Source organism: Streptococcus sp. k-378 (assembly GCF_013277505.1).
In the GTDB taxonomy this organism is placed as follows: domain Bacteria; phylum Bacillota; class Bacilli; order Lactobacillales; family Streptococcaceae; genus Streptococcus; species Streptococcus pseudopneumoniae.
On record NZ_VMNC01000134.1, the window covers coordinates 1 to 14,671 of the forward strand.

Genomic DNA, 14,671 nt, shown 5'->3' on the forward strand with positions numbered 1-14,671 from the left:
ATTTTCATTGAGTATAATTAGTCTAGACTTGCTTGCCATGAGCTAGGGATTTGATAGGAATATCAAGATAAGAAAAAACAGCCGAGGGTAATCCTTTCGGCTGTTTTTGATGGGGAAAACTAAAGTGTAATGCTATTGCTTTTAGAGATTTTCATAAACAAGAGCAAGGAACCTACTGTTAGAATAGTCAAGATAGTTGACAAGGCTGCGGCTACACCGTAATTCCCTCTGAGAACCTCTGTATAAATGGCTACAGTCATTGTTCTTGTTTTGACATTGTAGAGGAGGATAGAAGTAGAGAGTTCTGAAATCATTGTGACCCAAGATAGGATGGCTCCAGAAATAATACCAGATAGCATCATTGGAGTTGTAATCTTGGCAAAGGTATTGAGACGGCTACTTCCTAAGCTTTCAGCAGCTTCTTCAATACTTGGGGCTATTTGTTGTAAACTAGCAACAGATGAGCGAATAGTATACGGTAATCTTCTGACAGATAGGGACATAATCAAGATGAAAGCTGTCCCTGTAATCATAAGAAATCCACTTCCAAATAGACCAGTATTGAAGGAAGAAATGAAGGCAATCCCTAGAACGGTTCCTGGTACAATATAAGGGACCATACTGAGGCTGTCAATTAAGTTTGTAAACAAATTCCGTTTTCTAACGGCTAGGTAGGAGATAAATGTTGCGAATAGGACAACTAGAACTAAGGCAATCAAAGGGATACGAATGGTATTGAAAATAGCAGAGCCCATACGATTGAAAGCTACCTTGTAACTGTTTAGAGAATAACCTTTGACAAATACCATACCTGATGTTTTTAGGAAAGAGGTATAAATCAAGTAGATTTGAGGTAAAACAGAGATAAAGATAATTCCGTAGACTGTTGCATAAATGGCAGCCATTTTTCCTTTTGTAGTTTTTTTAGGCTCAATTGGATGGAGCGAATTCATGCTGAAACTGTAGCGGTTTGCAATGTGTTTTTGGATAAGGAAAATTGTCAAGGCAATGATAATCGCCATAATGGCTAAAGCAGATGCAAAAGCAGAATTTCCTCCAACCTCGCTAATAAATTGGGTATAAATCAAGACGGGGAAAGTCCGATATCCTTCACCAATCAACATAGGCGTTCCAAAATCTGAGAATGCTCTCATAAATACAAGCAAGGCAGCAGCTAGTAAGGTTGGAACTAGGAGAGGTAAAACAACCGTTACGATACGCTTAAATCCAAAGGAACCCATGCTTTCAGCAGCTTCAAGTAGAGAATTGTCAATACTTTTCATTGTCCCAGCAACGTATAGAAATACCAGTGGGAATAGTTGCAGTGTAAAGACAAGTACAATTCCTTTGAATCCATAAATATCGATAGCTGGAAGATGAAGGGTATTTGTCAGGAATTTAGTGATGACCCCATTTCGTCCCAGCAAGAGAATCCAGGAGTAGGCTCCCACGAAAGGAGCTGACATAGAAGCAATGATAATCAATATTTGTAGAAATTTCTTCCCCTTGAAATCATATATGGAAAAGAGATAAGCTAATAGGGTTCCTACAACTAAGGAAGTGACAGTAGCGGTAATGGAAACCTTGAAACTGTTGACAAGTGTCTCAGAGTAGTAGACTTTACTAAAGAAAGTGACAAAATTAGCTAGTGAAAATTGTCCTTCATGTATGAGTGCTTGCTTGAGCACGGTAACGATAGGATAAACGAGAAAGACAAGATAGGTGAGAAAGATGAAGAAAGAGGAGGCTGTCCAAATATTTAGTTTTTTACGTTCCATGGTTGACTCCTTTTATCAGGTTTTGCGAACCATCTGCTGAAAAGACATTTAATTTTTGCGTATTGATTCGTAGACGAATACGATCGCCTTTTTGTAGATCTTCTTCAAAAGTTGATTCTTCGCTAACTTGAATTTTTGAGGCAAAACCTGTCTCAATGAAATACTCCGTATTTAGTCCAAGATAGACGCTATCGCTAATAGTTCCTTCAATATCTCCAGATTCATCTTTAATGAATTCTTCAGGACGAATACTTACATGAATATCTTGTGCTTCAGCCTGATCAAGGGCTGGCATTCGAAGAGCATAGCCATCTGAAAAGACGATATAAGCGCCGTCGCTCCGTTTTTCGAGATTGGCAGGGATAATATTTGTGCGTCCGATAAAGGTAGCCACAAACTCATTAGCTGGTTTATGATAGAGTTCTTTTGGCCGACCGATTTGTTGGATGACTCCGTCTTTCATAACAGCAATTTGGTCTGAAATAGCCATAGCTTCTTCTTGGTCGTGGGTCACATAAACAGTTGTAATTCCCACTTCGTGTTGGATTTCTCGAATGGCTTGACGCATATCCAAGCGAAGTTTGGCATCCAGATTACTAAGTGGCTCGTCCATGAGGAGAACACTTGGATTAACCGCTAAGGCACGTGCCAAGGCGACACGTTGTTGTTGTCCACCACTGAGTTTATCGGGCTTCCGATCCGCATATTGAGCAATTTGCATGAGTTCAAGATACTTGTTGGTCTGTTGGATCAATTCTTCTTTTGGAACTTTCTTTTGCTTGAGACCAAAAGCAACATTGTCTCGAACAGTCAAATGTGGGAAAATAGCGTAGTTTTGGAAAACCATCCCGATATTGCGTTTGCTGGGTTCCATATTATTGATTTTTGTATCATCGAAGTAAAATTCTCCACCTTCGATACTGTTGAAACCTGCAATCATACGAAGAAGGGTCGTTTTCCCACAACCTGAAGGCCCAAGAAGGGTAAAGAGACTTCCTTTTGGAATTGTAATGTTCAAATTCTCAATAACAGGGACATCGTGGTAGATTTTTTTGGCGTTAATAATTTTGATCTCACTCATAGTGAACCTCTTTTACTGTTTAGATTGGATATCTGTAAAGACTTCGTTGTATTTCTTAACAATATCTGATTTATTCTTGATGACATAATCATAATCTTCAGTGAGTGTTTTGATTTTGTCAATTGGTTTCATGTTTTCGCTTGTTTTAGCATTTTTACGAACAGGACGGTTAGTAGTGGTTGTGCCAAGTGTATCTTGTACTTCTTGAGAGATAATGAAATCGATAAATTTCTTGGCATTTTCCATATTTTTCGTTTTTTTAACGATAGCAGCACTAGCAGGTAGGAAGACGGTTCCTTCTTTTGGATAGACTACCTTAATGTTAGCTCCGTCATTTAAGAGTTTAACTGCTGGATCTTCATAAGAGAGACCAACAGCCATTTCTCCGTCAGCGACTGCTTTATAGACACCAGATGAACTTGATCCGATTTTACCATCAATAAGTGTGAAGAGATCTTTTACATAAGACCATGCTTTATCGTCTTTGTAACCACCTTGAGCTTGTAGCATATTTGTTAATTGAGCAAAGGCGCTAGAAGAGTTTGCTGGGTCAGCAGTTGCAATTTTTCCTTTTAGTTCAGGTTTGAGAAGGTCGCTATATCCTTCGATGTTCATGCCTTTCGTTAAATCAGGATTGACGATTAAGACACTACCATCTAGTGTATAAGGTGTAGAGTAGCCAGTTGTGTTTTGATATTCTTTGATAACATTATCATTTTCTTTTGAAGTATAGTTTTCAAAGAGTTCTCCGTGGGTAGCATATTGTGTGTAAGAACCACCAAAGATAACATCGGCCACAGGAGCTTCTTTTTCTGATTCTAGTTTTTTGAAAAGTTCTCCAGTACCAGCTTGAATCAGTTCTACTTTGATACCATATTTTTCTTCAAAGGCAGGAATAGTTGCTCCGATTAAGCCCTCTGAGTTTGGTGAATAAACGACTAGCGAACCGCCGTCTCCTTTATCATATGAACCGCCATCGGCAGATTCATTAGAAGAACAAGCAGCAAGACCAAAAAGGGCTAGTCCGCAAGCAGCATAATACATCCATTTCTTTTTCATGATGGATACCTCCGTTGTGTTATTTAAGTTTATTTTAAAACAATATAAGCGTTTTTAAAACCGACAATTCTATTCTATTAGAGTAAAATTCTCTACAAAAAGAAGAATAGCTTATTTTACTATTCTTCCGAGTGATTTCAATTCCTTTGGGGAAATATGGAGATACTTTTTAAATACTTTGGCAAAATATTTATAGTCTGAAAATCCAACTTGATCAGAGATGTCGCTTAGAGGGGAGTTGGGAGATTCAGCCATCTTATCTATAGCTTGTTTCAGACGATATTGTAAGATATATTCATTTAGAGTCATGGGGAAGTCTTCTTTGATAACTTTATATAGATAGCTTTCGCTATAGTTTAAAGCTTCAGCAATAGTCGCAATCGTAAAATGCTCTGCATAATGCTTGTGGACAAAGGAAATAATTTGTTGAATGATTTGGTTTTGTGTATCAACCTGTTGGATAGAGGTGAGTAAAGTTTGATATTCTTCTAAAAAAGGAGTTTCTTGATAGGTACTACCTTGTAATCGCAAAACAATGTTTTGAAGACATTCTGTCAATTCCTTGGTATCAATTGGCTTGGATAAGAAATCAACTGCTCCGTATTGCATGGCTTTTTTGGCATTTTGAAAATCGTTATAACCTGATAAGATAACTTTTTCATAGGAAAGGGTACGAGTGGCTTCGAACATCATAAAAGCATCCATAATTGGCATGGTGATGTCTGTTAAGACAATATGAGGTTCTTTTTCTTGGATGAGTTTCATTCCCTCTTGACCGTGACTGGCAGTTCCTACGACTTGGATACCTAGGGCAGAGTAGTCTACGGCAATCTCTAGCCATTTTCGGATGAGGTGTTCGTCTTCTACGATAATGAGCTTAAACATGAGTTAGTCCTTTCGTTATAAATTTGACCCAAGTTTCTCCTTGGCGATTGACTCCTAAATCTAGCTGGACATCAGAAAAGAAATTGCTCAATCGTTTGTAGCTGTTCACGATGCCATGCTGGGTATGAGGGCTTTCTAAAGAGTCTAAAATAGCGAGTCGCTCTTGTTTTGTGAGCCCTCCGGCATTATCCTTGATTAAAAAAGTCAGAGAATCTGCTTCCAAGGTAATTTGGATATCAATATGAAGATCAATACGGTATTGCATCCCATATTTTATAGCATTTTCTACTAGAGGAAGTAAGAAAAGTTTAGGGATAGGCTGATTATCGACAGTTTCTGGACAGACAATATCATAAGAAAAGTGCTCAAAACGAATCTTATGAATCATAAGGTAATCCTCTATAATCTTTAAATCCTGACAAATGGTTGTTTCTTTTTCTAAATCCGTGATACTGTAGCGAAGAATGCGCGTGAGATTTTGAATTAGGTCTTGTGTGAGGGCGGCATCCATTAAAGAAGTGATTTTAATCGTCTCAAGTGTATTGTAGAGAAAATGAGGATTGAACTGAGCTTCCAGCATTTTTCTTTCAAAAATCCATTTTTCTTTTTCTATGGTCAACATTTTTTGATGAAGTTGATCTAATTCGTACAACATATTGTTGATTTTTTCTGCCATAAACTCAAACTCATCACCTGTTTGTAGAGAAAGCCTTTTTTCTGCTTGTTTGGGAATTTCTTGAAGTTGGTAAACCAAACTTTCAATGGGAACAGCGTTGTGTGTGGCAATTTTATGAGCAATTCGTCTCGCTTGCCAGAAGTAGAGGAAGAATATACATAAGGTGAGGACGGAGGCTAGGCCGAGTAAGCTAGGAATGGGAAAAAAGGATTGAAAAGTATAGATTGAAAAAATAGCACCGACTTTTTCTTTTTGAACAATAAGCGGTTCATTCGCATACCAGTGGGTGCGAGAGTGTAGGAGTTTTTCATCCAATTTTTCAAGAGTGGAACGAGTAAACTGATTTGTGTTGTTGGAAAACATATTTCCAAAGCTATCGGTAATGATGTATTTGGAATTGATCATTGGGAAACTTGAGATGAAATCATTCTCATTTACGAAAGCAATAGTATAGGCCTTAACTCGTTGGTTTTGAAGTAGTGGTTTGATAAAGAGTGTGTAGTGTTGCTTGTCTGAAGAGAGAGCAATTTTTTCTGTCACTTTATCTTGAGAAGGATTTTGAATGAGTAGTTTTAGATAGTAGGGTGATAAAATACTTTCTTGATGATTGCGATTGGTACTAAATAGTAATTCACCTGTATCGTTTAGAATAATGAGGTCAGAACTAAGCTTCAATCTAGCTTTTGTCTCGTAAAATAAGCTAAAGACTTCTCGCTCTGTGTGTTTGCCGTCCAAAAATTCAGGAATCATTTTATAGTTCATAGTGGTCAGGAGCTCATTATTTGCTTCTTTCATTTCTTGAACCTGTTTGACAATCTGTCTCGTATCTTTGGAGAGTTGTTGCTTTTGTAAAAAATAGGAAAAACCAAAAAGTAAAATGAGTAGTAAGAGTGAGGTCACAAAGGCTGCGATAGAGCTTCTATGGAGAATTTCTTTTTGGAGAGATTTTTTAAAGGAATGAGACATCCGCTACCTCCTTGGAAGGGTTTTCTGTTATAAGTATAGCAGTTTAAAAATTTTAGAGCAAGGTAAAATAGAAAAGTATAGAATAGAACGAGACCAAATTCCCTCAAAAATGGTATAATAGTAACATCACAAAATTGGAGAGAGACCATGAGTTTTTACAATCATAAAGAAATTGAGCCTAAGTGGCAGGGCTACTGGGCAGAACATCATACATTTAAGACAGGAACAGATGCATCAAAACCTAAGTTTTATGCTCTTGATATGTTCCCTTATCCGTCTGGAGCTGGTCTGCACGTAGGACACCCAGAAGGTTATACTGCAACCGATATCCTCAGTCGTTACAAACGTGCGCAAGGCTACAATGTTCTTCACCCAATGGGTTGGGATGCTTTTGGTTTGCCTGCAGAGCAATACGCTATGGATACTGGTAATGACCCAGCAGAATTTACGGCGGAGAACATTGCCAACTTCAAACGCCAAATCAATGCGCTTGGATTTTCTTATGACTGGGATCGTGAAGTCAACACAACAGATCCAAACTACTACAAGTGGACGCAATGGATTTTCACCAAGCTTTACGAAAAAGGCTTGGCCTATGAAGCGGAAGTGCCAGTAAACTGGGTTGAGGAATTGGGAACAGCCATCGCCAACGAAGAGGTCCTTCCTGATGGAACGTCTGAGCGTGGAGGCTATCCAGTTGTCCGCAAGCCAATGCGCCAATGGATGCTCAAAATCACGGCTTACGCAGAGCGCTTGCTCAATGACTTAGATGAACTAGATTGGCCAGAGTCTATCAAGGACATGCAACGCAACTGGATCGGGAAATCAACTGGTGCTAATGTAACCTTCAAGGTTAAGGGAACTGATAAGGAATTCACAGTCTTTACCACTCGTCCTGATACTCTTTTCGGTGCGACTTTCACTGTTTTGGCTCCTGAGCATGAATTAGTAGACGCTATCGTAAGTTCAGAGCAAGCAGAAGCAGTTGCAGACTACAAACACCAAGCTAGCCTCAAATCTGACTTGGCTCGTACAGACCTTGCCAAGGAAAAAACTGGGGTCTGGACAGGTGCTTATGCCATCAACCCTGTCAATGGCAAGGAAATTCCAATCTGGATTGCGGATTACGTTCTTGCTAGTTATGGAACAGGTGCGGTTATGGCTGTGCCTGCCCACGACCAACGTGACTGGGAATTTGCCAAACAATTTGACCTTCCAATCGTCGAAGTACTTGAAGGTGGAAACGTTGAAGAAGCTGCCTACACAGAAGATGGCCTTCATGTTAATTCAGACTTCCTAGATGGATTGAACAAAGAAGACGCAATTGCCAAGATTGTGGCTTGGTTGGAAGAAAAAGGCTGTGGACAAGAGAAGGTTACCTACCGTCTCCGTGACTGGCTCTTTAGCCGTCAACGTTACTGGGGTGAACCAATTCCAATCATTCATTGGGAAGATGGAACTTCAACAGCTGTTCCTGAAAGTGAATTGCCACTTGTCTTGCCTGTAACCAAGGATATCCGTCCTTCAGGTACTGGTGAAAGTCCACTAGCTAACTTGACAGACTGGCTTGAAGTGACTCGTGAAGATGGTGTTAAAGGTCGTCGTGAAACCAACACCATGCCACAATGGGCAGGTTCAAGCTGGTACTACCTCCGCTATATCGATCCACACAACACTGAGAAATTGGCTGATGAGGGCCTTCTCAAACAATGGTTGCCAGTAGATATCTACGTGGGTGGTGCAGAGCATGCTGTACTTCACTTGCTTTATGCTCGTTTCTGGCACAAATTCCTCTATGACCTTGGTGTTGTTCCAACAAAAGAGCCATTCCAAAAACTCTTTAACCAAGGGATGATTTTGGGAACAAGCTACCGTGACCACCGTGGGGCTCTTGTGGCAACCGATAAGGTTGAAAAACGTGACGGTTCCTTCTTCCATGTGGAAACAGGAGAAGAGTTGGAGCAAGCACCAGCCAAGATGTCTAAATCCCTCAAGAACGTTGTTAACCCAGACGACGTGGTGGAACAATACGGTGCCGATACCCTTCGTGTCTATGAAATGTTCATGGGACCACTTGATGCTTCGATTGCTTGGTCAGAAGAAGGTCTGGAAGGAGGCCGTAAGTTCCTTGACCGTGTTTACCGTTTGATTACAAGCAAGGAAATCCTTGCGGAAAACAATGGCGCTCTTGATAAGGTCTACAATGAAACAGTCAAATCTGTTACTGAGCAAATCGAGTCTATGAAGTTCAACACAGCTATTGCCCAACTTATGGTCTTTGTCAATGCGGCTAACAAGGAAGACAAGCTCTATGTTGACTATGCCAAAGGATTTATCCAATTGATTGCCCCATTTGCACCTCACTTGGCAGAAGAACTTTGGCAAACAGTTGCAGCAACAGGTGAGTCAATCTCTTACGTAGCTTGGCCAACATGGGACGAAAGCAAACTAGTTGAAGACGAAGTCGAAATCGTTGTTCAAATCAAAGGAAAAGTCCGTGCTAAAGTCATGGTTGCTAAAGACCTATCACGCGAAGAATTGCAAGAAATTGCTCTAGCGGATGAAAAAGTCAAAGCAGAAATTGACGGTAAGGACATCGTGAAAGTGATTAGTGTACCGAATAAATTGGTTAACATTGTTGTGAAATAAAAAGAAGTAACTCTAGAGTATGAACTTTAGAATAGGTCAGAATGAATAGATTAGTGAACGATAGCAGGAAGTGTGAAATTTTATTATTTAAGATTTCTATTATTGTAGTGTCAGTTATAGTATTAGTAATGTCAATAGTGGGTGCATATTATTTTAAAAATTGTCTTTGGGACAAGGAAAGTTTAAATTTGACACTCACTTTAGACACTCTCTTTGCAGTTTTTATTACTTTCTTTAGTTTTTCAAATGATAAATCAAGCAATATTTTTGGAATATCTCCAAATGAAATTATAAGGACACAGTCTGAAGTGTATCAATTTTTATTTACAAAATCTTTTGCAACTCTATTAATAGTGACAAATTTGTTATCCATTATTCATTATTTTGGAGCCAAAAATTTAATAGTTTCTTTTAATGAAACTTATCCTCGTATTCAATCCAGTGTTGGTATCATGTGGCTACCACTGTTTGGTATTCTGATAATCTATTTTATTTGGCTCTTAATAGAGGGATTAAAATATATCAGAAAAATAAATTATATTATTCAAAATAGGGAAATAATCTATTTTTATTCGCAGGTAAAAGTTGTAGATAAACTTACTGATTCTGAATCGAAAAAATACGGTGAATATATTGATTTGTACGAATCGTGTCGTCAGAACAATTTAAGTGTTCTACTTAACTTTCTTCAAAATTCGGATGATAAACGAGGAGTTATTGCTAGTAACTCAGTGAGAATTATGTTTGAATCTTTGGATAAAGCAGACCAAATTGCGGCCCTGAATATTTGTAGAAACTATGTAGCACGAGAAAATGTTTTAAATAAAGAAGATGCAGAAAAATTGTTAAATGAAATTGATAAAAAACTTGAAATTAGCAGATAGGACAATTCAAATAGAGTTGAGTAAAAAGTTTGAAAAGTGAAACAAGGAGAAAGCTATGCCAGTAAATGAATATGGTCAGATGATTGGTGAGTCAATGGAAGGTTATACACCCGGTGCACTGCCTTCTATTGATTTCTTAGAAGGGCGTTATGCTAGGATAGAGGCTCTCTCGGTAGAAAAACATGCGGAGGATTTGCTAGCTGTTTATGGCCCGGATACTCCTCGGGAGATGTGGACCTATCTTTTTCAGGAGCCAGTAGCAGATATGGGGGAGCTGGTTAGCCTTTTAAATCAGATGTTGGCTCGTAAGGACCGTTTTTACTATGCAATCATAGACAAGGCGACTGGTAAGGCTTTGGGAACTTTTTCTCTCATGCGCATTGACCAGAATAACCGAGTAATAGAAGTCGGAGCAGTCACTTTTTCTCCAGAGCTAAGGGGTACACGGATAGGAACTGAGGCTCAGTATCTCCTAGCTCGCTATATTTTTGAGGAGCTAAACTATCGTCGCTACGAGTGGAAATGCGATGCCTTAAATCTGCCATCCAGACGAGTTGCGGAGCGTTTGGGATTTGTCTATGAAGGAACCTTCCGCCAGGCGGTGGTTTATAAGGGGCGTACGAGAGATACGGATTGGTTGTCTATGATTGATATGGACTGGCCTCAAGTCAAAGATCGTTTGGAAACATGGCTGCGTCCTGAAAATTTTGATAAAAATGGACAGCAGTACAAGAGCTTGAGAGAACTTTAAGAGGTGTTGAGATGATTACTATTAAAAAGCAAGAAATTGTCAAGCTAGAGGATGTTTTGCATCTCTATCAGGCTGTCGGTTGGACAAATTATACCCATCAACCAGAGATGCTGGAGCATGCCTTATCGCATTCATTAGTAATTTATCTGGCACTTGATGGTGATGCTGTGGTGGGCTTGATTCGTTTGGTTGGAGATGGTTTTTCATCAGTTTTTGTACAGGATTTGATTGTTTTGCCTAGCTATCAGCGCCAAGGGATTGGTAGTCTCTTGATGAAAGAGGCTTTAAAAGATTACAAAGATGCCTATCAAGTCCAGCTGGTGACAGAAGAGACAGAAAAAAACGTAAGATTTTATCGTTCTATGGGTTTTGAAGTCTTATCCACCTATGATTGTATAGGAATGACTTGGGCGAATCGAGAAAAATAACAAAACTTGTTTTTTCTTAAGCAAAGTTTAAGGATGGTCTAGTATCATATAGTCATTAAATAAAGACCTCCTAACTTTATTTAATGAAATCCTAAAACTTTTTTTCATCATAATCTCCTAATGAAGTCACCTAATCAGGTGGCTTTTTTGTGGGGTGAGGTGATGCTGATAGAAATTTTTAAAAAATGCTAGAATTTGAGAAAAGTTAAGCTAGTTTTAAGCTTTGTCTTGTATCATATAGTTATTAAATAAAGACCTCCTAACTTTATTTAATAAAATCCTAAACTTTTCTTTTTCATAATAATCTCCCTTAACTCCACCTAATCAGGTGGAGTTTTTTGGCTCTATTTCAGGCTTTTGGGGACTATTCTAAAAATCATTTATCGATATTTTTCGGATTTTGGTCGGGGAATTGGCGGGGACTTTTTGAGATTTTGGCGGGGATTTTTTTAGCGAATATGACTAAGAAATAGGTCTGTTGTAGCTTCAGCAAGTTCAACCTCACTTTGAATTTAAGTGACTATTAATTGAAGGACTAGAACTACTGTAATAATGCTCTTGGTTGTCAAGGAGTGAGTCATCATATTGTTAGCCAGCGGTTAAAGCTTGAAAAGCCGAGAATATGAACCTTTGACAAATTTTGTGAAGTGTGGGATAATGGAGAGGAATTAAGGATTAGTTCTATATCATGGACTAGAAAAGACCCCAAGCTAACTTCCACATTAAGCTTGGGGTCTTTTTTGACACTATTTGTCCTTGTTTAGCCATTTATCGACTAATACTCTTCGAAAATCAAATTCAAACCACGTCAGCTTCACCTTGCCGTACTCAAGTACAGCCTGCGGCTAGCTTCCTAGTTTGCTCTTTGATTTTCATTGAGTATAAGCGAAGAACAACACCGACTACAATTGGTCCGATGATAGTTTTAAGGATTAGTTCCATCATGGGCTATCTCACCTCCTTTCGCAGGCGGTGTAGAAGTGCCGTATGATATTATACCACATAAGTGCTAGAGTCGGGAGTCACCCAATCAGGTGGAGTTTTTTGGCTCTATTTCAGGCTTTTGGGGACTATTCTAAAAATCATTTTTCGATATTTTTCGGATTTTGGTCGGGGAATTGGAGGGGACTTTTTTAGGAAATATGACTAAGAAATAGGTTTGCTGTTACTTCAGCTACTTCAAACTCAATTTGATTGTAAGGGACTGTTAATTGAAGGACTGGAAGCTGCTGTAATAATGATTTTGCTTGTCCAGTAGTGGCGTATTAAATGAGGAGTGACATGTAAGATTGTCTATTTGTTTACTAAATCAAAATTTCTATGAAATTGATAGAATCCCTAACTTTATCTTAAACTTGAAAGTCTTGTTGTAAAGCGGTTAAAGCTTGAAAAGCCGAGGATATAAACCTTTGACAAAATTCGTGAACTATGGGATAATAAAAAGGAATTGAGTACTAGTTCTATATCATAGGCTAGAAAAGACCCCAAGCTCACGACCAAATAAGCTTGAGGTCTTTTTTGACACTATTTGTCCTTGTTTAGCCATTTATCGACTATACGAAGAACGACACCGACCACAATTGGTCCGATGATAGTTTTGAGTACTAATTCCATCATGGGCTATCTCACCTCCTTTCGTAGGCGGTGTAGAAGTGCCGAACAATATTATACCACATAAGTGCTAGACTCGGGAGTCACAATCCAGTGGCTTTTTTGTTTGTGGCTTGGTTTTTTGATATAATAGAGCCATGAGTAGAATTTTAGATAATGAGATAATGGGGGATGAGGAGTTAGTAGAACGCACGCTCCGTCCTCAGTATTTACGTGAATATATCGGACAGGATAAGGTCAAGGACCAGCTCCAAATCTTTATCGAAGCTGCCAAAATGCGGGATGAAGCGCTGGATCATGTGCTCTTATTTGGCCCTCCAGGCTTGGGAAAAACGACCATGGCTTTTGTTATTGCCAACGAACTAGGTGTCAATCTCAAGCAAACGTCTGGGCCTGTCATTGAAAAAGCCGGTGATCTGGTAGCGATTTTGAATGACTTGGAGCCTGGGGATGTCCTTTTTATTGATGAGATTCATCGCTTGCCCATGTCTGTGGAAGAGGTGCTTTATAGTGCCATGGAGGACTTCTACATTGATATCATGATTGGTGCTGGTGAAGGCAGTCGCAGCGTTCATTTGGAGTTGCCACCTTTTACCTTGATTGGGGCGACGACTCGGGCTGGTATGCTCTCAAATCCGCTACGGGCACGTTTTGGGATTACAGGTCATATGGAGTATTATGCTCATGTTGATTTGACGGAAATTGTTGAGCGGACGGCAGATATTTTTGAGATGGAAATTACTCATGAGGCAGCGTCTGAGTTAGCCCTACGTAGCCGTGGGACCCCTCGTATTGCCAATCGTCTCCTCAAGCGCGTGCGCGATTTTGCCCAGATAATGGGGAATGGGGTGATCGATGATCTTATTACCGATAAGGCTTTGACCATGCTGGATGTTGACCATGAAGGTTTGGACTATGTGGACCAAAAAATCCTTCGGACCATGATTGAGATGTACGGTGGTGGCCCTGTTGGTCTAGGAACTCTTTCTGTTAACATAGCAGAAGAGCGTGAGACGGTTGAGGATATGTACGAACCTTACCTAATCCAGAAAGGTTTTATCATGCGGACACGGTCTGGACGAGTGGCGACTGCTAAGGCATATGAGCATTTGGGGTATGAGTACAATGAAAAATAAGCAAGAAATTCTGGAAGCTTTCAGAGAAAATCTGGATATGATGGCTATTCTGACTATCATCCGAAACCTTGGTCTGAAAGATTCCTGGTTGGCAGCAGGTTCTGTCAGAAATTTTATCTGGAATCTCTTGTCAGACAAATCCCCTTTTGACTGTGAAACAGATGTAGATGTGACTTTCTTTGATCCAGATATTTCTTATGAGGAAACCTTGTCCCTAGAGAAAAAGCTGAGAGAGGACTTTCCTCAGTACCAGTGGGAATTGAAAAATCAAGTCTATATGCACCAGCACAGCCCTCATACTGCTCCCTATACCAGTTCCCGTGATGCTATGAGTAAGTATCCAGAACGATGTACGGCTGTTGGATTACGCTTGAATGAAGAATCCGTTTTGGAACTCTTTACTCCATACGCTTTGGAGGATATTTTGAATTTTCAAGTTCGTCCAACTCCTCATTTTTTAGAGAATGAAGACCGAATGGAATTTTATCGAACACGTCTATCCAAGAAAAATTGGCAGGAGAAATGGAAAAATTTGATTTTTAAAAATACTTAAGGAAACTTTAAGCTAGGAAGTGTATACTAAGCTCATAAGTTAAGAAGACCTTAACTTAAACTCCTAAAACTTTTTCATAATAATCTCCCTATAAAAAATAAAGTCGCCAAATCAGGCGGCTTATTTTTTTGAAAAAAGGGCTTGGTGCCTGAGAATAATACTCAATGAAAATCAAAGTGTAAACTAGGAAGCTAACCGCAGGTTGCTCAAAACA

At 39.3% G+C, this 14,671-nt stretch carries 13 protein-coding genes; 6 read left to right on the forward strand and 7 right to left on the reverse strand.

Features of this window, described 5'->3' with window-relative positions:
- Nucleotides 1-119 precede the first annotated feature (119 nt).
- The 5 genes from HT719_RS10460 to HT719_RS10480 form a co-directional block, all read right to left on the reverse strand.
- The gene (locus HT719_RS10460; RefSeq protein WP_172929148.1) at nucleotides 120-1,778 is read right to left on the reverse strand and encodes an iron ABC transporter permease; all 1,659 of its coding nucleotides are present in this window, start codon (nucleotides 1,776-1,778) and stop codon (nucleotides 120-122) included.
- Nucleotides 1,768-2,859: an ABC transporter ATP-binding protein gene (locus HT719_RS10465; protein ID WP_172929150.1), complete on the reverse strand. Its 1,092-nt coding sequence runs from the start codon at nucleotides 2,857-2,859 to the stop codon at nucleotides 1,768-1,770. The genes HT719_RS10460 and HT719_RS10465 overlap by 11 nt, the downstream gene beginning before the upstream one ends.
- 12 nt (nucleotides 2,860-2,871) lie before the next feature.
- Entirely contained in the window at nucleotides 2,872-3,918 is a 1,047-nt protein-coding gene (locus HT719_RS10470; protein ID WP_172929152.1) for an ABC transporter substrate-binding protein, read from the reverse strand.
- A gap of 111 nt (nucleotides 3,919-4,029) precedes the next feature.
- Nucleotides 4,030-4,803, reverse strand: coding sequence for a response regulator (locus HT719_RS10475; RefSeq protein WP_000475410.1), 774 nt, complete (start codon nucleotides 4,801-4,803; stop codon nucleotides 4,030-4,032).
- Nucleotides 4,796-6,445, reverse strand: coding sequence for a histidine kinase (locus tag HT719_RS10480; protein ID WP_138705966.1), 1,650 nt, complete (start codon nucleotides 6,443-6,445; stop codon nucleotides 4,796-4,798). Before HT719_RS10480 ends, HT719_RS10475 begins: the two co-directional genes overlap by 8 nt.
- 147 nt (nucleotides 6,446-6,592) lie before the next feature.
- Between HT719_RS10480 and leuS the strand changes: the two genes are divergently transcribed.
- Genes leuS through HT719_RS10500 form a run of 4 tightly spaced genes read left to right on the forward strand, consistent with a single transcriptional unit; the run spans nucleotide 6,593 to nucleotide 11,157 of the window.
- Nucleotides 6,593-9,094, forward strand: coding sequence for a leucine--tRNA ligase (leuS, locus tag HT719_RS10485; RefSeq protein WP_172929154.1), 2,502 nt, complete (start codon nucleotides 6,593-6,595; stop codon nucleotides 9,092-9,094).
- Nucleotides 9,095-9,135: 41 nt separating this feature from the next.
- Entirely contained in the window at nucleotides 9,136-9,978 is an 843-nt protein-coding gene (locus HT719_RS10490) for a hypothetical protein (protein ID WP_001081167.1), read from the forward strand.
- Nucleotides 9,979-10,033: 55 nt separating this feature from the next.
- Nucleotides 10,034-10,729, forward strand: a complete 696-nt coding sequence (locus HT719_RS10495) for a GNAT family protein (protein WP_001144904.1) — start codon at nucleotides 10,034-10,036, stop codon at nucleotides 10,727-10,729.
- An 11-nt stretch (nucleotides 10,730-10,740) separates the two neighbouring features.
- Nucleotides 10,741-11,157, forward strand: coding sequence for a GNAT family N-acetyltransferase (locus HT719_RS10500; RefSeq protein ID WP_172929156.1), 417 nt, complete (start codon nucleotides 10,741-10,743; stop codon nucleotides 11,155-11,157).
- A gap of 828 nt (nucleotides 11,158-11,985) precedes the next feature.
- Here the strand turns inward: HT719_RS10500 and HT719_RS10505 are convergent.
- Nucleotides 11,986-12,102 (reverse strand): type I toxin-antitoxin system Fst family toxin, encoded by a 117-nt coding sequence (locus HT719_RS10505; protein ID WP_138707702.1) that lies wholly within the window; start codon nucleotides 12,100-12,102, stop codon nucleotides 11,986-11,988.
- Between the two features lie 579 nt (nucleotides 12,103-12,681).
- The gene (locus tag HT719_RS10510; RefSeq protein WP_000970381.1) at nucleotides 12,682-12,774 is read right to left on the reverse strand and encodes a type I toxin-antitoxin system Fst family toxin; all 93 of its coding nucleotides are present in this window, start codon (nucleotides 12,772-12,774) and stop codon (nucleotides 12,682-12,684) included.
- Nucleotides 12,775-12,905: 131 nt separating this feature from the next.
- Between HT719_RS10510 and ruvB the strand changes: the two genes are divergently transcribed.
- Together ruvB and HT719_RS10520 are read left to right on the forward strand one after the other, a co-directional pair.
- Nucleotides 12,906-13,904 (forward strand): Holliday junction branch migration DNA helicase RuvB, encoded by a 999-nt coding sequence (gene ruvB / locus HT719_RS10515; RefSeq protein ID WP_023939657.1) that lies wholly within the window; start codon nucleotides 12,906-12,908, stop codon nucleotides 13,902-13,904.
- Nucleotides 13,885-14,457, forward strand: coding sequence for a nucleotidyltransferase family protein (locus HT719_RS10520; RefSeq protein WP_172929158.1), 573 nt, complete (start codon nucleotides 13,885-13,887; stop codon nucleotides 14,455-14,457). Before ruvB ends, HT719_RS10520 begins: the two co-directional genes overlap by 20 nt.
- The last annotated feature ends 214 nt before the right edge of the window (nucleotides 14,458-14,671 follow it).

Coding starts and splice junctions, on each gene's coding strand:
- HT719_RS10520 (WP_172929158.1), top strand. CDS start 13,885: ATGAGTACAATGAAAAATAAGCAAGAAATTCTGGAAGCTTTCAGAGAA.
- HT719_RS10460 (WP_172929148.1), bottom strand. CDS start 1,778: ATGGAACGTAAAAAACTAAATATTTGGACAGCCTCCTCTTTCTTCATC.
- ruvB (WP_023939657.1), top strand. CDS start 12,906: ATGAGTAGAATTTTAGATAATGAGATAATGGGGGATGAGGAGTTAGTA.
- HT719_RS10490 (WP_001081167.1), top strand. CDS start 9,136: ATGAATAGATTAGTGAACGATAGCAGGAAGTGTGAAATTTTATTATTT.
- HT719_RS10480 (WP_138705966.1), bottom strand. CDS start 6,445: ATGTCTCATTCCTTTAAAAAATCTCTCCAAAAAGAAATTCTCCATAGA.
- leuS (WP_172929154.1), top strand. CDS start 6,593: ATGAGTTTTTACAATCATAAAGAAATTGAGCCTAAGTGGCAGGGCTAC.
- HT719_RS10465 (WP_172929150.1), bottom strand. CDS start 2,859: ATGAGTGAGATCAAAATTATTAACGCCAAAAAAATCTACCACGATGTC.
- HT719_RS10495 (WP_001144904.1), top strand. CDS start 10,034: ATGCCAGTAAATGAATATGGTCAGATGATTGGTGAGTCAATGGAAGGT.
- HT719_RS10510 (WP_000970381.1), bottom strand. CDS start 12,774: ATGATGGAATTAGTACTCAAAACTATCATCGGACCAATTGTGGTCGGT.
- HT719_RS10475 (WP_000475410.1), bottom strand. CDS start 4,803: ATGTTTAAGCTCATTATCGTAGAAGACGAACACCTCATCCGAAAATGG.
- HT719_RS10505 (WP_138707702.1), bottom strand. CDS start 12,102: ATGATGGAACTAATCCTTAAAACTATCATCGGACCAATTGTAGTCGGT.
- HT719_RS10470 (WP_172929152.1), bottom strand. CDS start 3,918: ATGAAAAAGAAATGGATGTATTATGCTGCTTGCGGACTAGCCCTTTTT.
- HT719_RS10500 (WP_172929156.1), top strand. CDS start 10,741: ATGATTACTATTAAAAAGCAAGAAATTGTCAAGCTAGAGGATGTTTTG.